Genomic DNA, 20,933 nt, shown 5'->3' with positions numbered 1-20,933 from the left:
CTCAGGCTCGAAACATCAGGAACAGAAATCCAGCGGCAGGCGACGCGGCACGAACTGGCCTTTGCCCAGCTGTTCGGCATCGCGCAGGGTGCGCCAGGTGTAATCCAGCGCGGTACGCACCGCGCTGGCAAGGTTTTCGCCCAGTGCCAGGCGGCCGGCGAGGGCACTGGCCAACGTGCAGCCGGAGCCGTGATAGCTGCCCGGCAGGCGCTGGCACTTGAAGGTTTCGCGCAGGCCGTCGCGGCTGTACAGGCGATTGTGGATTTCGGTTTCGTCGCCGTGACCGCCAGTGATCAGCAGGTTCTTGATGAACGGCAGGAGTTTTTCAGCGCACTCGTCCGCGGTGCCTTCCGGCAGTTCGGCAAGGATCCGGGCTTCGGGAAGGTTGGGGGTGGCGATGATCGACAGCGGCAGCAGGCGTTCGCGCATGGCGTAGCCGACTTCGTCCTTGCCCAGGCGTCCGCCGCCGCCGGCACGCAGCACCGGGTCGCAGACCACTGGCAAGTGCGGGTGCGCCTGAAGCAGTTCGACGACGGTGTCGACCATTTCCAGGGAACCGAGCATGCCCAGTTTCACCGCCGCGACTTCGGAGTCGTTGAGCACGGCATTGGCTTGGGCCAGTACCCACTCACGGTCGAGGACGCGAAAGTCAGTGACGTTGACCGTGTCTTGCACGGTCAGGGCGGTGACGGCCGGAGCCGCATGGCAACCCTGAGCGAGCAGGGCTTCGATATCTGCCTGCAAGCCGGCGCCACCACTGGGATCGTGGCCGGAGAGACAGAGGACAACGGGGCGTGAGCTGTAGATATTCATGGTGCGCGAGCTTACCACCAAACCTGTTTTTCGGGTGTTGTGGCGCAGCGCGCGGCCGATGACATGGGTACGAGGAACGGCATCGGTTGTCACAATCTGACCGAGTCAACAGCTCTAGTCCGGTGTTCTGCTCTGGAACGCCCGTTCTAGAGCCTTTGTAGGAAAAATTTCCATGGTGCTCAATGGCCATCAACGGCTATGCTAGAGTGGATCCAAACCAATAACAGGTAATACCGGTTTTACGTCATCTCAAAGGGAATGGGGGGCTTCCTGACACAACCGGCCAAGCCACGCTGGGGCTTCAATGCGCTATTTGTTGATGTTGCTGTTCTGCTTGCCCCTCCTGGCAAGCGCCGTCGAGTTCGACGAGTTCACCCAGAGCCTCCCGCTGGGTCGATCCCTGCAAGTGTTCGAAGACCCGAGCGGTCAGGCGAGCATTGCCGACGTCCGCGCGCAAGCCGCCGCCGGAAACTTCAAACCCCATGATAAAGCCACGCTCAATGCCGGTTATTCGCGCTCGGCGTTCTGGCTGAAGATCGACCTGCATTACCGCCCGACCAACCCGTCGGCGCAACGCAGCTGGCTGCTGGAACTGGCGTATCCGCCGCTCGATCATCTCGACCTGTATCTGCCCGATGCCGCCGGCGACTATCGTCTGGTGCGGCAGACCGGGGACGCCTTGCCGTTCGCCAGTCGCGAGATCCGCCAGAACAATTACCTGTTCGACCTGGCGTTCAAGCCGGATCAGCAACGAACCGTTTACCTGCGGTTGTCCAGCGAAGGCTCGATCCAGGCGCCGGTGACGTTGTGGTCGAGCACCGCGTACCTCGAAGACCAGCCGGTGCGCCTGTACGTGCTGGGGGTCATCTATGGCGTGCTGCTGGGGATGCTGGTCTATAACCTGTTCATCTACCTCAGCGTGCGCGACACCAGTTACCTCTATTACATCTTCTATATCGCCTCGTTCGGCCTTTATCAGCTGTCGGTCAACGGCGCGGCCGTCGAGTATTTCTGGCCGGACAACCCATGGTGGGCCAACGCCGCCACGCCATTTTTTATCGGTTGCGCGGGGCTGTTCGGCAGCCAGTTCGCCCGCAGTTTCCTGCAGACCAGGAACCACAGCCGCTGGCTCGATCGCCTGCTGATCGCCCTGATCGCGTTCGGCGCCGTGGTGATCGGCCTGTCGTTGATGACCAGTTATGGTCTGGCCCTGCGTTTGGCGACGACCCTGGCTCTGACCTTCACCGTAGTGATCTTCGCCGCCGGGATCCTCGCCTGGTGGCGCGGCCTGCGGGTGGCGCGTTATTTCATCATCGCCTGGTCGGCGTTCCTGATCGGCGGCATCGTCAACACCATGATGGTGTTGGGCCTGCTGCCGAATGTGTTCCTGACCATGTACGCCAGCCAGATCGGTTCGGCCATCGAAGTGGCGCTACTGTCACTGGCGCTGGCCGACCGCATCAACGCCATGCGCGAACAACAGGCGCAGACCCTGTTCGACGCCGGCCAGAAACTTGAAGTGCTGAACCAGCAACTGGCCCACAGCAACAAGCTCAAGGACGAATTCCTCGCGACCCTCACTCACGAACTGCGCACGCCGATGAATGGCGTGATCGGCTCGCTGGAGCTGATGCAGACCGTCGAACTCGATCCGGAACTGGAGCAATACCAGCAGACCGCCGCCGGTTCAGCGCGGGACATGATGCGCATGGTCAACGGCATCCTGACCCTCACCGAATTGCAGGCTGGCAAGCTCAAGGCAACGGCGGGCAGTTTCAGCCTGCGCGGGGTGGTCGAGGCGTTGCGGATGCAGTTCGATGGCAACGCTTCGAGCAAGTCGCTGGACTTCAAGGTCGACGTGCAGCCGACCCTGCCGGATCGCCTGCATGGCGACAGCGCCAAACTCGCGCAATGCCTGGAATGCCTGCTGGACAACGCGATCAAGTTCACCCGCGTAGGCGGCCTCGCCTTGCGGGTCACCGGCAAACCGTCGACGGACAATCGGCTGGCGCTGTCCTTCGCGGTGATCGACACCGGCATCGGTTTTACCGATCTGGGCGAGGCCACGCTGTATCAGCGGTTCTTCCAGCTCGACGGTTCGATGACCCGCGAATACGGTGGGCTGGGCGTCGGTCTGGCGATCTGCCGTCAATTGGTGGAATTGCTCGGTGGCAAGCTCACGCACCGTTCCGAACCGGGGAGTGGCAGCCGCTTTCAACTGGATGTCGAGTTTGAGTTGCCGGAAGTGGAAGCCGTGCCCGCGTTCAGCCGCGACACCGTGCGCGCGCCGCAGGATTGCACCGTACTGCTGGTGGACGACAACAGCGTCAATCAATTGGTGATGCGCGGCATGTTGCTCAAGCTCGGTTTCCGGGTGCGCACCGCCGACCACGGCGCGGCGGCGCTCGATTGTTTGCAGCGCGAGCGCTTCGATGCGGTGCTGATCGACTGCCAGTTGCCGCCGCTGGACGGAGCATCGCTGTGTTGCCAGATTCGTGACCTGCCGGGATGCGCCCATCTGCCGGTGTTCATGATCGCGCTGGGGGCGGATCGGGAGCATTGCGCGTCGGGTGGCTCGATCGACTATCTGAGCAAACCGGTGAAATTCGAGGATCTGCAGGTTGCGATGCAGCGACGGGTGTTGAGTTGCTGACAGGGTGAAAGCGCCGGCAATTAGGCCGATATGACACTTTGATCGGTTCCGGGGCGGTGCTTAACTGAAGCTCTGGCCGATCAAGGAGCCCCGTCATGAACCTGCATCAGTTCGCCGAAACCCACGAAGTCACCAACCAGCCACCGTCGCTGGACGGCACCAACCTGTACCGCATTGACCTGCCGTTGCAGGAGTGGTCGCGGCGGTTCGGCGCCGGCTGGGCCGAGTCGCGGATCGATGCCTACGGCGCGTTGGCCGGCGGGCCGCTGATGGAGGCGGGGTTCCTCGCCAACCAGAACAAACCGGTATTTGTCAGTCATGACCGCTACGGTCATCGCATCGATCTGGTGGAGTTTCATCCGGCGTATCACGAGCTGATGCGCACCGCCATTGAGCATGGTCTGACGTCGTTACCCTGGGCTCATCCACAGGACGGCGCCCATGTCGCCCGCGCATCCATGAGCTATCTGCACAGTCAGGCCGAGGCCGGCAGTGGTTGCCCGTTGACCATGACCTTCGCCAGCGTGCCGGCGATGCGTTTGCAGCCGAATCTGGCCGAGCAGTGGCTGCCGAAAATCCTCGCCACCGAATACGACCCGCGCAATGTCGGCATGGCCCACAAGGCCGGCGTCACCATCGGGATGGCGATGACCGAGAAACAGGGCGGCACCGACGTCCGTGCCAACACCACCAAGGCTTATCCGGTCGGTGCCAGCGGCCCGGGTCAGGCTTATGAACTGGTGGGCCACAAGTGGTTCTGTTCGGCGCCGATGTGCGATGCGTTCCTGACGCTGGCACAGACCGACAAGGGTTTGAGTTGCTTTCTGCTGCCGCGTCATCGCCCGGACGACACGCGCAATCAGTTCTACATCCAGCGTCTGAAGAACAAACTCGGCAACCAGTCCAACGCTTCCAGCGAAGTGGAGTTCCGTGGTGCGCTGGCGTGGATGGTCGGCGAGGAAGGACGCGGTGTGCCGACCATCATCGAGATGGTGGCCATGACCCGTTTCGATTGCATGGTCGGCTCCAGCTCGCTGATGCGTCAGGCGCTGACCCAGGCCAGCCATCACTGCGCCCATCGCAAGGTCGGTGGCAAACTGCTCAGCGAACAACCGCTGATGCAGAACGTGCTGGCCGATCTGGCGCTGGAAAGCGAAGCCGCGCTGGCCCTGAGCCTGCGCATGGGCAAGGCGCTGGATCATCTCGATGACCGCCATGAAGCGCAGTTCGCCCGTTTGGTGACAGCGGTGGGCAAGTACTGGATCTGCAAACGCGCGCCGGCAATGATCAACGAAGCCGCCGAATGCATGGGCGGCGCCGGGTATGTCGAAGACAGCATCCTGCCGCGTTTGTACCGCGAGGCGCCGGTGAACTCGACGTGGGAAGGCTCCGGCAACGTGCAATGCCTCGACGTGTTGCGCGCCTTGTCGAAAGAGCCGGGCGTGCTCGATGTGTTGTTCAGCGAGTTGGGCGACGGTCATGGCGACAAGCGACTGGCCGCGCACATTCAGCAATTGCAGGCGCAGTTCAAGGACACCAGTGACATTCAGTACCGCGCTCGGCAACTGACCGAAGACATCGCTTTGGGACTGCAAGCGAAGCTGCTGCTGGAGGCCGGGAATTCGGCGGTCAGCGATGCTTTTATCGCCAGTCGCCTGAACGGTGGCGGGCGGGTCTACGGCGCGTTGCCGCGCGGGCTGGATGTCGAAGCCATCGTTGCCCGCTCTACGCCGCAAGGTTTCTGATCCAGATCGCCCGGACACAACAAAACCCTGTGGGAGCTGGCTTGCCAGCGATGACGGCCTGTCAGTCAACTTTGATGTTGAATGTGATGGCCTCATCGCGGGCAAGCCCGCTCCCACAGGGATCTTCATTGTTTGAAAGATTAGGGTGAACCCACAACGCCACTGTTTCCGTGACGCCACGATGCAGGCAAGATGAAGCTCTGCAAGTCAGAACACAGGAAGCTGATCGTGACCGAAGCGTTTATTGTCGTTCAAACCGCCGAACAGGCCGTGGATCGTCTCGCCGAGCTGCATGAGCGGGCCACCACGGCGCTGAACTCGGCGCTCAAGCGTTATCTCAAGGATCGCGTCGAGCCCGACGCCGAGCAACGTGCCCTGTTCCGTTATCCCGAACTGCGTCTGACCTACCACTGCCAGGGCGAAGTCCCGCAGACCACCCGCGCCTACGCCAAGGTGCAGTTGCCGGGCACCTACAGCGTGACCGTCACCCACCCGGCGGCGTTTCGCAAATACCTGCTGGAGCAGCTCACGCCGCTGATGCATGACTTCACCGTGACCGTCGAAGTCGGGGTCAGCGAGCAGAACATTCCGTACCCGTACGTGGTCGAGCAGGGCGATGAACTGGCCGGCTCCGGCGTCACCGCTGCGGTACTGGCGCGGGTGTTCCCGAGTACCGACCTGTCCGCCGCCACCGATGGCATCGCCGATGGCCTCTACGACTGGGAAAATACCGATCCGCTGCCGCTGGCGCTGTTCGATGCGGCCCGCGTCGATTTTTCGCTGCGCCGTCTGGTGCATTACACCGGCAGCGACTGGCGCCATGTGCAGCCGTGGATTCTGTTGACCAACTACCACCGTTACGTCGACCAGTTCATCGTCCATGGTCTGGAACAACTGCGCCGCGACCCGCGTTTCGTGCGCATGGTGTTGCCGGGCAACGTGATCATCGAAAAAGGCATGGATCACGGCGAAGCCTCGGCGATTGCCGCCGGCGTGGTCTGGCACCGCTACCAGATGCCGGCCTATCACCTGATCGCCAGCGATGGCCACGGCGTGACCCTGGTCAACATCGGTGTCGGCCCGTCCAACGCCAAGAACATCACCGACCACCTGGCCGTGTTGCGTCCGCATTGCTGGCTGATGATCGGTCACTGCGGCGGCCTGCGTCAGTCGCAGACCATCGGCGACTACGTGCTGGCCCACGCTTACATGCGTCGCGACGGGATTCTCGACCGCGTAGTGCCGCCGAACATTCCGATCCCGGCCCTGGCCGAGGTGCAACTGGCGCTGCAACAAGCGGCGGCCAACATCACCGGCGAAAAAGGCGAAGAGCTGAAAAAACGCCTGCGCACCGGCACCGTGCTGACCTACGACGACCGTAACTGGGAATTGCGCTGGGCTCAGGAGCGACCGCTGATTAACCTGTCCCGCGCCGTGGCGGTGGACATGGAAAGCGGCACCATCGCCGCCCAGGGTTATCGCCTGCGAGTGCCGTACGGCACGTTGCTGTGTGTTTCGGACAAGCCGCTGCACAGTGAGATCAAGCTGCCGGGTTCGGCCAACGCGTTTTACGAACGCGCGGTCAGTCAGCATTTGAAGATCGGTATCGAAGCAGTGGATCTGCTGCGCACCGAACTCAATTCGCTGCACTCGCGCAAACTGCGCAGCTTCGACGAACCGCCGTTCCGCTAACGGTTTGTCGTGGTCATTTGGCGGTCGGGGCACTAGCATTGTCAGCCCTGATCGCTAAATGTCTTCTCTCTTATGTCCCGTCCACCGCATCCACCTTCCCGCCGCCCCGGCGCGAAGCCAGCTTCTTCAGCCCCGCGCCGTGTCGCCAAGGCACCGCCCGCTGAGCCGAAGCTGATCCTGTTCAACAAACCGTTCGATGTGCTGACGCAGTTCAGCGACGGCGAAGGGCGGGCGACGCTCAAGGATTACATCAATATTCCGGGCATTTATCCGGCCGGACGGCTGGATCGTGACAGCGAAGGTTTACTGCTGCTGACCAACGACGGCCAGTTGCAGGCGCGGATCGCCGACCCCAAGCACAAGCTGGCGAAAACCTATTGGGTGCAGGTCGAAGGCGTGCCGACGGCCGAGCAGTTGCAGCGTCTGCGCGACGGCGTCGAATTGAATGACGGCATGACCTTGCCCGCGCAAGCGCGGCAACTGGATGAGCCCGAGCTGTGGCCGCGCAATCCGCCGGTGCGCTTTCGCGCAACCATTCCGACAACCTGGCTGGAACTGGTGATTCGCGAAGGGCGCAACCGCCAGGTGCGGCGGATGACGGCGGCGGTGGGGCTGCCGACGTTGCGGCTGGTGCGGGTCAGGATTGGTGACTGGACGATCGAAGGGCTCGACCAGGGCCAGTGGAAAGAAGTGCCGGCGCGCTTATAAGGCGCCGGATTCGATCAGGCCGATCACCACGCTCTTGATGATGAACGCGGCCACGCCCAGGCCCAGCACGAAGAACAGAATGAACGAGCCGAAGCGCCCGGCCTTGGACTTCTTCGCCAGATCCCAGACGATGAAACCCATGAAAATGATCAGGATGCTGACCAGACCGGTCATCATCCATTCTTCAAATACTGCTGGATCCATCGGGCATCTCCGGCGCTACGCGGCTGAAAGGGCGGCCGGGAGTATACGCCAGCGGCGAACGACGCAGCATTGACCTGCGTCGGTGTGCCGCAGTCATTCGTCGACTTCAGCTGCGCAGATGAGTCAGCGGCAATTCAGTGCTGTTGAGCACCTGATTCAGCACAAAACTCGAGCGCACGCTGGTCACGCCTTCGATCCGGGTCAGATGCCCCAGCAGCAGCTTCTGATAGTGATCCATGTCCGGCACCACCACTTTCAGCTGATAGTCGGCATCAACGCCGGTCACCAGGCTGCATTCCAGCACCTGCGGCAAGGTGCGGATCGCCGCTTCGAAATTCTCGAAACGCTCCGGCGTGTGCCGGTCCATGCCGATCAGCACGTAGGCGGTCAGGCTCAGGCCAAGCATCTTGCGATCGAGCAGGGCGACCTGACGGGAGATGTAACCGTCGTCCTCCAGTTGCTTGACCCGGCGCGAGCACGGGGAGGGCGACAGACCGATGCGCTCGGCCAGTTCCTGGTTGGAGATGCGGGCGTCGCGCTGCAATTCCGCCAAAATACTCAGGTCGTAACGGTCGAGTTTGCTCATCAAACGATCCTTTGTCTTAACTATTGCGGCGGATTATCTATCCAGGGTTAAAAATTGCGCAAGTGATGTTTATTTGAGCAATCTTCGCAATCATCTGTCGCGGCTCCGGGCCTATTCTTATCACCAGAATCACTGCTCGGTAACACAGTCCACTGCGGCCCGCCCAATCCGGCCCGCCGCGGCCGCCACCCCCACCGGGGTTGTGCCGGCCCCCGAGCTGCACACTGTCCAGAAGACGGCGTGAGGTGAGCCGACGTCAAAAGCGTCGAGCCAGGACGAAGTTCTCTAGAAGGGAGGCCGACGGGTCTCCCTTTTTTCTTGCCCGCGATTTGGCCCCTCTCGCTCAATAAATAAATGACGTGACTGATAACCTGTAGCAGAACCCGGTGTGTCCATCCCCGGTCTTAGCTACAAGCCCTCTTAATTTCAGGCGCTAGTGCGCAGTGAGGAATTTCATGAAGTCGCGCATCTGGCGTCTGGCCAGTGTTGGTTTGCTGTGTATGAGTGTCGGTGCGCAAGCGCTGGCGGATGAGCCGCAGAATCGCGGCCCCGACGGCGGCGGACGCGGGCCGGATCATCAGGGCAACAATCAGGGGCATGGCGGCGGTGATCAGCAGCGCGGCCAGAACAATCCGCAGCGGCAGAACAACGACATCATTCGTGGCGACAACAGCCGCCAGTTCGAGCACAACGGGCAGCAGAATCACGGCCAACCGAACAACGGCCAGTGGCAGAACCAGAACCAGCCACGTCCGGCCTATAACCCCAACCCGGTGCGTCAGCCGCCACCGCCGCCGCAATTGCCGGCCAACGATCTGCCGATCCAGCCGCGCCCCGACACCGTGCGCCAGACCCAGGAACCGCGTCAGGGTTACTACCGCGACGAGCGCCCGCAGAATGGTTATCACCAGAACTGGCAGACCGGCAACCGCCCCAACGACAACCGCTGGCCGGGTCGCCCGGATGGGCATGGCAACGGCTGGGGCCCTGGCCCGCAGTATCGGCCGGGTCATGTGATCGACCGTTTCCCGGATCGTGATTACCGTGTGCCGTATCGCGGCCAGGACTATTTCTACTCCGGCGGCTACTGGTATCGCCCGCAAGGCCCGCGTTACATCGTGGTCCAACCGCCACGCGGGATTCGCATCCAGTACCTGCCGGATTACGCACGGGAAGTGTGGATCGGCGGTTCGCTGCTGTTCCTCGCCGCCGGTTCGTACTACGCCTATCAGGAAGCAACGCAGGATTACGTGGTGGTCGAGCCGCCGGTACAGCAGCCACCGCAGCCGACCGGCAATGGTTATGACGTGGAGGCGTATCCGGCCAACGGTCAGTCACCGGAGCAGGTTCAGCGCGATGGTTACGAGTGCTATCAGTACGCGGTGCAGCAGAGCGGCTTCAATCCGCGCACCGCGACTTATCAACCGGCGCCCGAAGTGGTGCAGGCCTACCGCCAGGCCCAGGGCAATTGCCTGAGCAGTCGCGGTTATCAGGTCAACTACTGAGCCCGGGCGGTTTTGACCACTTCCTGCGGGTCGGCGTGCACCAGCACTTCGGCCCGCGGGTAGGCTTTGTGAATGGCATCCGCCGCCTGATCGCTGATGCCGTGGGCGACTGACAGCGTCAGCTCCCCCGGCAGCTCCAGGTGCAACTGCACGAACCAGTGATTGCCGGAAATCCGCGTACGCAAATCATGCGCGCCCAATACGCCCGGCACGCCGCACGCCAGTTCGAGCATGTGCTGACTGACATCCGCCGGCAGTTCTTCATCCATCAGCACCGAAAAACTTTCCCGGGCGATCTGGATTGCGCTCCACAGAATGTATGCCGCGATCCCCAGACCAAACCACGCATCCAGCTGCTCGAAACCCAAACCGGCCAACACCAGCGCAATCAGAATGCTGCCGTTGAGCAACAGGTCCGAACGGTAATGCAGTGAGTCAGCCCGCACCGCGTTGGAGCCGGTCTGCTTGATGACCCGATGCTGCAACATCAGCAGCGCCGCCGTCAGCACCAGGGAAAACACGATCACCCCGATGCTCAGCCATGGCGCACCAAGCGGCTCGGGATTTTTCAGACGCTCATAAGCCTGTAACGCGATCAGCAGCGCACTGCCGCCAATGAACAGCGCCTGGGCCATGCCCGCCAGGGATTCGGCCTTGCCGTGGCCATAACGGTGATCGTCATCCGCCGGGCGCAGCGCGTAATGCACCGCCAGCAGATTGAGCAACGAAGCGATGCCATCGAGGGCCGAGTCGGTGAGGCCGGCGAGCATGCTCACCGAACCGCTCAGCCACCAGGCGATGGCTTTGGCGATGATCAGCGTACAGGCCACCGCCACCGAGGCGCGGGTCGCCAGCCGCAGCAGGCGGGCGTGTTCGGGGCTTGTGGTCATGGGTGCGTCAATTCCTTATGCGGCAGGTTGCAGGCCGAACATCGCCAGTTGCTGGGTGCTGCCTTTGTGCTGGATCAGGCGCGGGTCGTCCAGCGGCAGATTGCGGCCCAGCTCGGTTTCGAGAATAGCCTGCAACTTGATGTTATCGACCTGGCCGTCCGGGCCGATGGCTTGCTTGAGCCTGGCCGGATCGACCTGCGCCGTGTGGCCCGGTTCGAAGTAGATCGCGCCGGTGGCGAAGTCCACGGCAAACGCGATCACGCCGGGAAGGATATAGAACAACAGGCCCACGGCATCGAGCACGGCGATCGCCGGGTCGATCTTGCCGTCGATCTGGCCGCGCCGGTCGGGATAGAAAATCGAACCGCACGCGGTGATCTGAGTGAGCAGGGTGGCAACCAGTACACCGCCGATCAGGCGAAAAGGTAAGCGCATGGGAATCTCCTGAGTCATCTGTTAACGAAGCGTCATCGTGTGAAGTTAAGACCCTGACGAACGCTCAGCAGTTCGCCGTTATACTCGCCGCTCTGTTTGGGAGCCAGCATGATTTCTTTGCCGATCGACGAAGTTTTACCCGCCCTGCGTGAAGCGTTGGCGACACGCCACGAAGCCGTGCTCGAAGCACCGCCCGGCGCCGGTAAAACCACCCGCGTGCCCTTGGCCCTGCTCAATGAAGCATGGCTGAACGGGCAGACCATTCTCATGCTCGAACCGCGTCGACTGGCCGCGCGCGCAGCGGCGGAACGGCTGGCCAGCGAGCTGGGCGAGAAGGTCGGTGAAACCGTCGGTTATCGCATTCGTCTCGACAGCAAGGTCGGCCCCAAGACACGCATCGAGGTGGTCACCGAAGGTATTCTCACCCGGCGTTTGCAGGACGACCCGGCGCTGGAAGGCGTGGGCCTGCTGATCTTCGACGAATTCCACGAACGCAGCCTCGACGCCGATCTGGCGCTGGCCCTCAGTCTGAACGGTCGCGAGCTGTTTCGAGCTGAACAACCGCTGAAGATTCTGCTGATGTCCGCCACCCTTGAAGGCGAACGCCTGGCCGGGCTGCTCGACGACGCGCCGATCCTGCGCAGCGAGGGCCGGATGTTCCCGGTGACGATGCGCTGGGGCCGGCCGTTCCAGCCCGGCGAATACATCGATCAACGTGTCACGCAAACGGTGCTCGAAGCGCTGCACGATGAAACCGGCAGCCTGTTGGTGTTCCTGCCGGGGCAGGCGGAAATCCGGCGGGTTCATCAGCAACTGGCGGACGCCATCGGTGAGCGCAGCGACGTGATGCTCTGCCCGTTGCACGGCGAACTCGACCTGAATGCCCAGCGTGCCGCCATCGACCCGGCGCCGGCCGGCCAGCGCAAAGTGGTGCTGGCCACCAACATCGCTGAGACCAGCCTGACCATCAATGGTGTGCGCGTAGTGATCGACGCCGGGCTGGCGCGGGTGCCGCGTTTTGATCCGGGCAGCGGCATGACTCGCCTCGACACCCAACGCATCTCCAAAGCCAGCGCTACCCAGCGTGCGGGTCGGGCCGGGCGTCTGGAACCGGGCGTGTGTTATCGCCTGTGGTCGCAGGATCAGCACGAACAACTGGCGGCTTATGGCAGTGCGGAAATCCTTTCGGCGGATCTCGCAGGGCTGGCGTTGCAACTCGGGCGCTGGGGCGTGGCGCCGAGTGATCTGATCTGGCTCGACGTGCCGCCCGCCGCCGCTTATGCACAGGCTCAGGACCTGTTGCAGCGCCTCGGTGCACTGGACGGTGAAAGCCTCAACCGTCACGGGCAGGCCATGGCTGAATTGCCGGCCCATCCGCGCATCGCGCATTTGCTGTTGCGCGGTCAGGCGCTCGGTCTGGCGAACATGGCATGCGACGTCGCCGCGTTGCTCGGCGAGCGCGACATTTTGCGTGGCGCCGGGGCCGATCTTCACAGTCGTTTGGCACTGCTGTCCGGTGAAGAACGTGCGGCCCGTGGTGCCCAGGGCGGCGTGCAGCGCGCCCGGCAACTGGCGCGGCAATATCGCGGCTACCTGCGTGGGCAACCGAGCGAACCGGTCGCCGACCCGGATCACCCGCGCTGGCTTGGCGCCTTGCTGGCGCTGGCCTACCCGGACCGCGTCGCTCAGCAGCGGCGTGCCGGTGGTGCCGAATATCGTCTGGCCAACGGCCGTGCGGCATTGTTCGCTGAAGCCGACAGCCTGATGAAGGAACCGTGGATCGTCATCGCCGACCTCGGCAGTCGCCAAGGTCAGCGTGAAGAGCGGATTTATCTGGCGGCGGATTTCGATCCGGCGCTGTTCGATTCGGTGCTGGCGGAACAGGTGCACAACGTCGATCAACTGGACTGGGACGAGCGCGAAGGCGTGCTGCGCGCCGAGCGTCAGCGCAAGGTTGGCGAGCTGATCCTCAGCCGCGAACCACTGACCGGTCTCGACGAAAACGCCCGCAGTCAGGCACTGGTCAATCTGGTGCGGCGCAAGGGGCTGGAGCTGCTGCCGTGGACCCCGGAACTGCGCCAGTGGCAGGCGCGAGTCGCGTTACTGCGTCAGCTCGACCTGGACGCCAAGGGCGACAGCCAATGGCCGGATGTCAGTGACGCAACGTTGCTGAAAACACTCGAAGACTGGCTGATGCCTTACCTGGGCAAGGTCTCGCGCCTCAGCCATTTCGCCAACCTCGACCTGTCGAGCATCGTCCGTAATCTGTTGCCATGGCCGCTGCCGCAACAGCTTGACGAACAGGCACCCCATCACCTGAGCGTGCCGTCAGGCTCGTCGATTCGCCTCGACTACAGCGAGCAACCACCGATTCTCGCCGTGCGCTTGCAGGAGCTGTTCGGCCTCGCCGACACACCGCGCATCGCCGGCGGCCGGCAAGTGGTCAAGCTGCACCTGCTGTCGCCCGCACGGCGCCCAGTGCAGGTGACGCAGGACCTGGCCAACTTCTGGCGCAGCACTTATGCCGAAGTGAAGAAGGATCTTAAGGGGCGGTATCCGAAGCACTATTGGCCGGATGATCCGCTGGTGGCTGAAGCCACCGCGCGGGCCAAGCCGCGCGGTACATAAGGGTCAGCGACTGGCCTTCGCGGTCAGCTGCTCCCGGCAATAATCGGCAAACAACTGCGCCGGTTTGGTCAGTTGTCCGCGTTTGAGCCACGCCGCTACCAGCCCCGAGCCGGTGACGTCTTCGACGATGTCTACGCACACGACTTTCTTGCCGTCGTAGGTGCATTCCGAATGCGGGCGGGTCACCAGGATCGAGAAGCCGAAACCCTGGCCGACCATGCCGCGCACCATTTCGATCGAGGGCGAGCTGAACTCGATGCGTGGCGACAGCCCGAGTTCTTCGAACAGGCTGACGAAGTAGGTGCGGCTCGGTTGTACGTCGAGCAGGATCATCGGTTCCAGGCACAAGTCCCGCAGCGAAACCTGCTTGAGCTGGGCGAAGCGGTGATCTGCCGGCAGCAGGGCGTAAGGCCGTTGGGCCGGCATCAGCGGCTCGGTTTCGATGGTGGCGTCGAGGTCGTGTTTGTACAGGATTGCCAGATCGAAGGTGCCCGAGGTCAGGCCTTGCACCAGTTCCTGTTGTTCGCCGTCGCGGATGCGGATCTTTACCCCCGGATACAGCGCCGAGAAGCCGGCAATCAGTTGCGGCAGGTACAGCGGCGCCACCGTTTCAAAACAGCCGATATCGATCTGCCCGGCCACCACGTCGTTGTCGGCGAGGGCGTTCTGTTCGAACTCTTTGGCCATGCGCAGCAGTTCCTGAGCCTTGCGGAAGAACCGTGCGCCGCTCGGTGTCAGGGACACGCCCTGAGCGTGATGGCGGATCAGCAGTTGCACGCCGAAGCTGTCCTCCAGCCCCTTGATCGCCGTGGAAATTGCCGGTTGCGCGATGTACAGCTTGCGCGACGCTTCGGCGACGCTGCCGCATTCGACGGTGGTGATGAAGTATTTCAACTGACGCAGGTTGTAAGCGGCCACGGTGAACCTCAAAGCGAACGGATTGCACATCCAAGCAATTTGTACGCCGCCGGCCTCCGTTCTGTCGGCGGTTTTTTTGTCCCTGAACAATAGCCCCATACGCGCGTGAAGGGGCCCTCGGCTGGTTACCTTTTTTATTGTCTGCGAAGACATTTTTACTGGTTTTAGCGCGCACGGGCCTGAGCGACTATCGACCCCGCACTGTTCTCAGAAGAATAAAAGTCCAAGGAGCAACCACCGTGTTCGAGCTTGCAGACTGGCAGCGCAAGGCCGCTGAATTGAGCTATCCGTACCAGGCCGTGATCGACGGCAAATTGCGTGCGGCGCAGTCGGGACAGACATTTGCCGCGATCGACCCGGCCACCGGCCAACTGCTGGCAAACGTCGCCGCTTGCGGTGAAGAGGATGTCGATGCGGCGGTGCAGAATGCGCGGCAGGTGTTCGAAGCTGGCACCTGGGCCGGGCGTTCACCGACCGAGCGCAAGCAAGTGCTGCTGCGGCTGGCGGATCTGATTCTGGCCAATCGCGAAGAGCTGGCGTTGCTCGATTCGCTGAACATGGGCAAACCGGTGATGGACGCTTACAACATCGACGTGCCGGGCGCCGCCGGGGTGTTCCGCTGGTATGCCGAAAGCCTCGACAAGCTCTACGATCAGGTCGCGCCGAGCGCGTCGAACGTGCTGGCGACCATCACCCGCGAAGCGCTGGGCGTGGTCGCCGCCGTGGTGCCTTGGAATTTCCCGCTGGACATGGCCGCGTGGAAACTCGCCCCGGCGCTGGCGGCGGGCAACTCGGTAATCCTCAAACCCGCCGAACAATCGCCGTTTTCCGCGTTGCGTCTGGCTGAGCTGGCGTTGGAAGCCGGGCTGCCGGCCGGCGTGCTGAACGTGCTGCCGGGGCTCGGCGAACAAACCGGTAAAGCCCTGGGCCTGCACCCGGATGTCGATTGCCTGGTGTTCACCGGCTCGACCCAGGTCGGCAAATATTTCATGCAGTACTCCGCGCAGTCGAACCTCAAACAGGTGTGGCTGGAGTGCGGCGGCAAGAGCGCCAATCTGGTGTTCGCCGACTGCCAGGATCTGGATCTGGCGGCGCAGAAAGCCGCGTTCGGGATCTTCTTCAATCAGGGCGAAGTCTGCTCGGCCAACTCGCGGTTGCTGGTGGAACGCTCGATTCATGACGAGTTCGTTGAACGGCTGAAGGCCCAGGCCGAGCGCTGGCAGCCGGGGAATCCGCTGGACCCTGCGAGTGCGGCCGGGGCAATCGTCGATACTCGTCAGACCGAAAGCATTCTGCGCTTCATCAACCAGGCCGAACGTGAAGGCGCGACCCGCGTCTGCGGCGGGCGGCAACTGAGTTTCAACGGCTCGGACAACTTCATTCAGCCAACGATTTTCACCGACGTGCAGCCGCACATGACGCTGTTTCGCGAAGAAGTGTTCGGCCCGGTGCTGGCGGTGATGCCGTTCGATGATGAGGCCCACGCCTTGCAACTGGCCAACGACAGCGTCTACGGTCTGGCGGCCTCGCTGTGGACCGATGATCTGCACCGCGCGCACCGGGTGGCGCGGCAATTGCGAGCCGGTACGGTGTCGGTCAACAGCGTCGATGCGCTGGACGTGACCGTGCCGTTCGGCGGTGGCAGGCAATCGGGTTTCGGCCGCGATCTGTCGCTGCACTCGTTCGACAAATACACCCAGTTGAAAACCACCTGGTTTCAACTGCGCTCATGACAGCCGCTCACAACAAGAAAGGAGATCCGGCGATGACCACCTCACGTGAAACCCGCGACTACCAGGCCGCCGATGCAGCGCACCACATTCATGCGTTCGTCGACCAGAAAGCCCTCAACGACGAAGGCCCACGGGTGATGGTGCGTGGTGATCGCCTGCATCTGTGGGACAACGACGGTCGGCGCTACCTCGACGGCATGTCCGGGCTGTGGTGCACCAACCTCGGCTACGGGCGCAAGGATCTGAACGCCGCGGCGAGTCGGCAGCTGGAGCAGTTGCCGTACTACAACATGTTTTTCCACACCACTCACCCGCAGGTGATCGAGCTCTCCGAGCTGCTGTTCAGCCTGCTGCCTGGGCACTACAGCCACGCGATCTACACCAACTCCGGCTCCGAGGCCAACGAGGTGTTGATCCGTACCGTGCGCCGTTACTGGCAGGTGCTGGGCAAGCCCGAGAAGAAAATCATGATCGGCCGCTGGAACGGCTATCACGGTTCGACCCTCGCGGCGACGGCCCTCGGCGGCATGAAGTTCATGCATGAAATGGGCGGGATGATTCCCGACATCGCGCACATCGACGAGCCGTACTTCTTCGCCCACGAAGGCAACCTGACCCCGGCTGAATTCGGCCTGCGGGCGGCGCAGCAACTGGAAGCGAAGATCCTCGAACTGGGCGCGGACAAGGTCGCCGGATTCATCGCCGAACCGTTCCAGGGCGCGGGCGGGATGATCTTCCCGCCGGAAAGCTACTGGCCGGAAATCCAGCGCATCTGCCGCAAATACGACGTGCTGTTGTGCGCCGATGAAGTGATCGGCGGCTTCGGTCGCACTGGCGAATGGTTCGCTCACGAATACTTCGGTTTCGAGCCGGACACCCTGTCTATCGCCAAGGGCTTGACCTCCGGTTACATCCCCATGGGCGGGCTGATCCTGTCGAAGAAAATGGCCGACGTGCTGGTGGAGCAGGGCGGCGTATTCGCCCACGGTCTGACCTATTCCGGTCACCCGGTAGCGGCGGCGGTGGCGATTGCCAACCTCAAGGCATTGCGCGATGAAGGCGTGGTGACGCGGGTCAAGGATGACATCGGCCCGTACCTGCAACAGTGCCTGCGCGAGGTGTTCGGCAATCACCCGCTGGTGGGCGATATTCAGGGCACGGGCATGGTCGCGGCGTTGCAACTGGCCGAAGACAAGGCCACGCGCAAGCGCTTTGCCAATGAGAACGACATCGCCTGGCGCTGCCGCACGATCGGTTTTGAAGAGGGGGTGATCATTCGCTCGACCTTGGGGCGGATGATCATGGCGCCGGCGCTGATTGCCAGTCGTGAAGAGATTGACGAGTTGGTGGGCAAGACGTTGAAAGCGGTTGATCGTACGGCGCAAGAATACGGCCGGCTCTAACTCCCCCGATCGCTCGTTCCGTGTCCTGATCGTTCCCACGCTCTGCGTGGGAATGCCTCAAGGGACGCTCCGCGTTCCAGCTCTCGAATGGGACGCAGAGCGTCCCGGGCTGCATTCCCACGCAGAGCGTGGGAACGATCTCCGCCAGACTTTTTTCCCAATCTGCACCCACCTCGGGCACCCCCCGCCCGACACGCCCTTTCGCGGTGCGCACTACCCAGTTTTTTCATCGTTCGCGTCTAACTATTTCCTCGTTTTCCTGACGCCAAGCCTGGGTCAACATCGATTTCGCCAGCCAAGGCATTGCCCGCCAGAGTCCAGCAGAGACCGCAGCGTGCAATCGCGACACCACGGTTGGCCGTACTGCCCATGACAACTAAATCAACAGCGTTGGGAGTGCTCCATGAACAAGTCCTTGTTTACCCGTCTTGCAGGTCCTCTGGCGATTTCCGCCCTCACCGTCACCGCCGCCCAGGCCGGCACCTTGTCGATCGGCCACACCACGTGGGTCGGTTACGGCACCCTGTATCTGGCCCAGGATCTGGGCTACTTCAAGGAAAACGGTCTGACCGTCGAATTGCCGGTGGTCGAAGAAGCGTCGATGTACATGGCCGCCCAGGCGTCCGGGCAATTGTCCGGCTCGGCCTCGACCATCGATGAAGTGCTGAAGTACCGCCCGCAGTTCTGCTTCAAGGCCGTGGCCGCGCTGGATGACAGCCATGGCGGCGACGGTGTGCTGGTCGGCAAGAACGTGAAGAGCCTGCAAGAACTCAAGGGCCAGGCCGTGGCTGTCAACGAAGGGTCGACCTCGCAGTTCTGGCTCTCGTACCTGCTGAAAAAGAACGGCATGAGCATGAGCGACATCACCGTGCAGAACATGACCGCTGACGATGCCGCCACCGCGTTCATCGCCGGTCGTGTGCCGGCCGCCGTGACCTGGGAGCCGCATCTGTCGATGGTGCGCGACAAGCAGCAGGGCAAGGTGCTGATCGACAGCAGCAGTACGCCGGGGGTGATCGTCGATGTAGTGGCGCTCAATTGCACGGTGATCGAGAAGCAGCCGGAAGACGTCAAGGCGCTGGTCGCCGGTCTCTACAAAGCAGTGCAGTACACCAACGACCATCCACAGCAAGCCTACGAAATCATGGCCAAGGGTGTCGGCGGTTACCTGTCCGATCCGAAGGAACTGGCCGCCGCCGCGCAAGGCGTGCGCTTCTACGATCAGGCCATGAGCGAAAAACTCCTTGGCTCGCCGGGCAAGCCGGGTGACAGCGCACCGCTGATCAAACTGGCCAACGAAACCGCCAGCGAATTGCAGGGCAAGCCCTACAACGTCAGCAATGACGATCTGGTGGATAACCGTTTCGTCAGCCCGCTCTAGGAGACTGGTCATGTTCAAGCGCAATTCATGGCTGAGCCGCTGCATCACGCCGAAGACCGGGTTGCCGGTGCCGGTGGTGTGGAGCGCCAGCGGTCTGGCCTGGGTGTTGCTGGTCGGCCTGTGGGCCGGGTTGTCCTACGGCGGCATCGTGCCGGGGATGTTCCTGCCCACACCCGGCGCGGTGGTCGAAGCCGCCGTGCGCCTGAGCCGCGACGGGACCCTAGGCCAGCATGTCTGGGCCAGTGTCGAAGTGGTGATGGTCGGTTTCATCGTGTCGTCGCTGGTGGCGGTGCCGCTGGGTTTGCTGATGGGCAGCTTTCGCATCGTCCAGGCGTTCCTCGAACCGCTGGTCAATTTCATCCGCTACCTGCCGGTGACCTCGTTCGTGCCGCTGTTCATCCTGTGGATCGGCATCGGTCTGGAGCAGCGGGTGTCGGTGATCATTTTCGGCGTGTTCTTCCAGCAACTGGTGATGATCGCGGATGTGTCCAAAGGCATCTCCAAGGACTTGATCAACGCCTCCTACACCCTCGGCTCCAACCGGCTTGACGCAGTGCTGCATGTGATCGCCCCGGCATCGTTGCCCGGTGTGCTCGACACCTTGCGGGTGACCATGGGCTGGGCCTGGACCTATCTGGTGGTCGCCGAACTGGTCGCCGCTTCCAGTGGCCTCGGCTACTTGAGCCTCAAGGCCATGCGCGGCTTTCAGGTCGATGTGATTTTTCTCGCCATCGCGATCATCGGCCTGCTCGGCCTGGTCACCGATCAACTGTTCCGCTTCTTGCGTTTGAGGATTGCCGCATGGGCTCAGTAACCGCTGCCAACCGTCGTTTCATCGAGCCGGTCGCTGCACCGGCACTCGCTGCGCCAAGGTTGCAGGTGGACAAGGTCAGCCTGCGCTACAGCAAGCCCGGCGGCGGAACCTTCACCGCGCTGGAAGAGGTGTCGTTCGAGGTGCCGGATCAGCAGTTCGCGGTGCTGGTCGGGCCGTCGGGCTGCGGCAAGTCGAGCTTGCTGTACCTCACCGCCGGCCTGGCCGAGCCGACTTCCGGCGAAATCTACGTCGGCGGCCAGCAAGTTCAGGGTCCCGGCGCGGATCGCGGGATGGTGTTCCAGAGCTACACGTTGTTCCCGTGGCTGACGGTGCGGCAGAACGTCGAATTCGGCCTCAAGCGTCGGGGCATGCCGGCGGCGCGGCGCAAGGAAATTGTCGATCACTATGTCCACGAAGTCGGCTTGTCAGGATTTGCCGACAACTACGCCAAGCAACTGTCCGGCGGCATGATGCAGCGGGTAGCGATTGCCCGGGCATTGGCCAACGATCCGCAGATCCTGCTGATGGACGAACCCTTCGGCGCCCTCGACAGCCAGACCCGTCTGCAAATGCAGCAGCTGTTATTGCGGGTGTGGGGCAACAGCAAGAAAACCGTGCTGTTCGTCACCCACGACATCGACGAAGCGATCCTGCTCGGCGACCGGGTGTACGTGATGGGCGCCAGGCCTGGGCGGATCAAGCAGATTCTGGATGTGCCGATCGAGCGCCCACGCACGCTGGACATGGTGATGGAGCGCTCGTTCATCGACATGAAGCGGCAGATCTTCGGGCTGTTGCACGACGATCTCGAAGAGGCTCATTGAG

Annotated in this window: 17 protein-coding genes; 11 read left to right on the top strand and 6 right to left on the bottom strand. The window is 62.5% G+C overall.

What is annotated here, in order from left to right; all coding sequences use genetic code 11:
• Positions 1-15 precede the first annotated feature (15 nt).
• On the bottom strand, positions 16-813 hold the full coding sequence (gene thiD, locus AWU82_RS26795; protein WP_064382165.1) for a hydroxymethylpyrimidine/phosphomethylpyrimidine kinase: 798 nt from the start codon (positions 811-813) through the stop codon (positions 16-18).
• A gap of 304 nt (positions 814-1,117) precedes the next feature.
• Here thiD and AWU82_RS26790 point away from each other — a divergent pair, with 304 nt between their 5' ends.
• From AWU82_RS26790 to AWU82_RS26775, 4 genes are all read left to right on the top strand, one after another.
• On the top strand, positions 1,118-3,466 hold the full coding sequence (locus AWU82_RS26790) for a hybrid sensor histidine kinase/response regulator (RefSeq protein ID WP_064382164.1): 2,349 nt from the start codon (positions 1,118-1,120) through the stop codon (positions 3,464-3,466).
• A 95-nt stretch (positions 3,467-3,561) separates the two neighbouring features.
• Positions 3,562-5,211, top strand: a complete 1,650-nt coding sequence (locus AWU82_RS26785) for an acyl-CoA dehydrogenase family protein (protein WP_064382163.1) — start codon at positions 3,562-3,564, stop codon at positions 5,209-5,211.
• 192 nt (positions 5,212-5,403) lie between these two features.
• Positions 5,404-6,903: an AMP nucleosidase gene (gene amn / locus AWU82_RS26780; RefSeq protein ID WP_162130486.1), complete on the top strand. Its 1,500-nt coding sequence runs from the start codon at positions 5,404-5,406 to the stop codon at positions 6,901-6,903.
• 72 nt (positions 6,904-6,975) lie between these two features.
• A complete protein-coding gene (locus AWU82_RS26775; protein ID WP_064382162.1) occupies positions 6,976-7,611 on the top strand; it encodes a pseudouridine synthase in 636 nt (211 codons plus the stop codon).
• On the opposite strand, the gene AWU82_RS26770 is transcribed toward AWU82_RS26775, so the two are convergent.
• Both AWU82_RS26770 and AWU82_RS26765 read right to left on the bottom strand, forming a co-directional pair.
• Entirely contained in the window at positions 7,606-7,815 is a 210-nt protein-coding gene (locus tag AWU82_RS26770; RefSeq protein ID WP_003228500.1) for a DUF2788 domain-containing protein, read from the bottom strand. The genes AWU82_RS26775 and AWU82_RS26770 overlap by 6 nt on opposite strands.
• A 106-nt stretch (positions 7,816-7,921) precedes the next feature.
• Positions 7,922-8,401, bottom strand: coding sequence for an Lrp/AsnC family transcriptional regulator (locus AWU82_RS26765; protein ID WP_007909658.1), 480 nt, complete (start codon positions 8,399-8,401; stop codon positions 7,922-7,924).
• A gap of 455 nt (positions 8,402-8,856) precedes the next feature.
• On the opposite strand from AWU82_RS26765, the gene AWU82_RS26760 reads away from it, so the two are divergent.
• A complete protein-coding gene (locus AWU82_RS26760; protein ID WP_064382161.1) occupies positions 8,857-9,906 on the top strand; it encodes a DUF6515 family protein in 1,050 nt (349 codons plus the stop codon).
• Here AWU82_RS26760 and AWU82_RS26755 read toward each other — a convergent pair.
• Complete coding sequence (locus tag AWU82_RS26755) at positions 9,900-10,796, bottom strand: cation diffusion facilitator family transporter (protein WP_064382160.1); 897 nt, start codon at positions 10,794-10,796, stop codon at positions 9,900-9,902. The two genes, AWU82_RS26760 and AWU82_RS26755, sit on opposite strands and share 7 nt — an antisense overlap.
• A gap of 15 nt (positions 10,797-10,811) precedes the next feature.
• Complete coding sequence (pmcY, locus tag AWU82_RS26750; RefSeq protein ID WP_064382159.1) at positions 10,812-11,231, bottom strand: periplasmic Zn2+ metallochaperone PmcY; 420 nt, start codon at positions 11,229-11,231, stop codon at positions 10,812-10,814.
• 108 nt (positions 11,232-11,339) lie between these two features.
• On the opposite strand from pmcY, the gene hrpB reads away from it, so the two are divergent.
• On the top strand, positions 11,340-13,859 hold the full coding sequence (hrpB, locus tag AWU82_RS26745) for an ATP-dependent helicase HrpB (RefSeq protein WP_064382158.1): 2,520 nt from the start codon (positions 11,340-11,342) through the stop codon (positions 13,857-13,859).
• Positions 13,860-13,862: 3 nt separating this feature from the next.
• Here hrpB and AWU82_RS26740 read toward each other — a convergent pair whose 3' ends face one another.
• Positions 13,863-14,777, bottom strand: coding sequence for a LysR family transcriptional regulator (locus tag AWU82_RS26740; protein ID WP_007958716.1), 915 nt, complete (start codon positions 14,775-14,777; stop codon positions 13,863-13,865).
• 239 nt (positions 14,778-15,016) lie between these two features.
• Between AWU82_RS26740 and AWU82_RS26735 the strand changes: the two genes are divergently transcribed.
• From AWU82_RS26735 to AWU82_RS26715, 5 genes are all read left to right on the top strand, one after another.
• Positions 15,017-16,510, top strand: a complete 1,494-nt coding sequence (locus AWU82_RS26735) for an aldehyde dehydrogenase (protein ID WP_064382157.1) — start codon at positions 15,017-15,019, stop codon at positions 16,508-16,510.
• A 32-nt stretch (positions 16,511-16,542) separates the two neighbouring features.
• Positions 16,543-17,913 (top strand): aspartate aminotransferase family protein, encoded by a 1,371-nt coding sequence (locus tag AWU82_RS26730; RefSeq protein ID WP_064382156.1) that lies wholly within the window; start codon positions 16,543-16,545, stop codon positions 17,911-17,913.
• Between the two features lie 403 nt (positions 17,914-18,316).
• Positions 18,317-19,294: an ABC transporter substrate-binding protein gene (locus AWU82_RS26725; protein WP_064382155.1), complete on the top strand. Its 978-nt coding sequence runs from the start codon at positions 18,317-18,319 to the stop codon at positions 19,292-19,294.
• A 10-nt stretch (positions 19,295-19,304) separates the two neighbouring features.
• A complete protein-coding gene (locus tag AWU82_RS26720; RefSeq protein ID WP_064382154.1) occupies positions 19,305-20,108 on the top strand; it encodes an ABC transporter permease in 804 nt (267 codons plus the stop codon).
• On the top strand, positions 20,096-20,932 hold the full coding sequence (locus AWU82_RS26715; RefSeq protein WP_064382153.1) for an ABC transporter ATP-binding protein: 837 nt from the start codon (positions 20,096-20,098) through the stop codon (positions 20,930-20,932). Before AWU82_RS26720 ends, AWU82_RS26715 begins: the two co-directional genes overlap by 13 nt.
• The last annotated feature ends 1 nt before the right edge of the window (position 20,933 follow it).

The organism is Pseudomonas glycinae (assembly GCF_001594225.2).
Taxonomy (GTDB): domain Bacteria; phylum Pseudomonadota; class Gammaproteobacteria; order Pseudomonadales; family Pseudomonadaceae; genus Aquipseudomonas; species Aquipseudomonas glycinae.
Note: the sequence above shows the minus strand (reverse complement) of the source record. Positions and strands in the feature narration are given on the sequence as shown.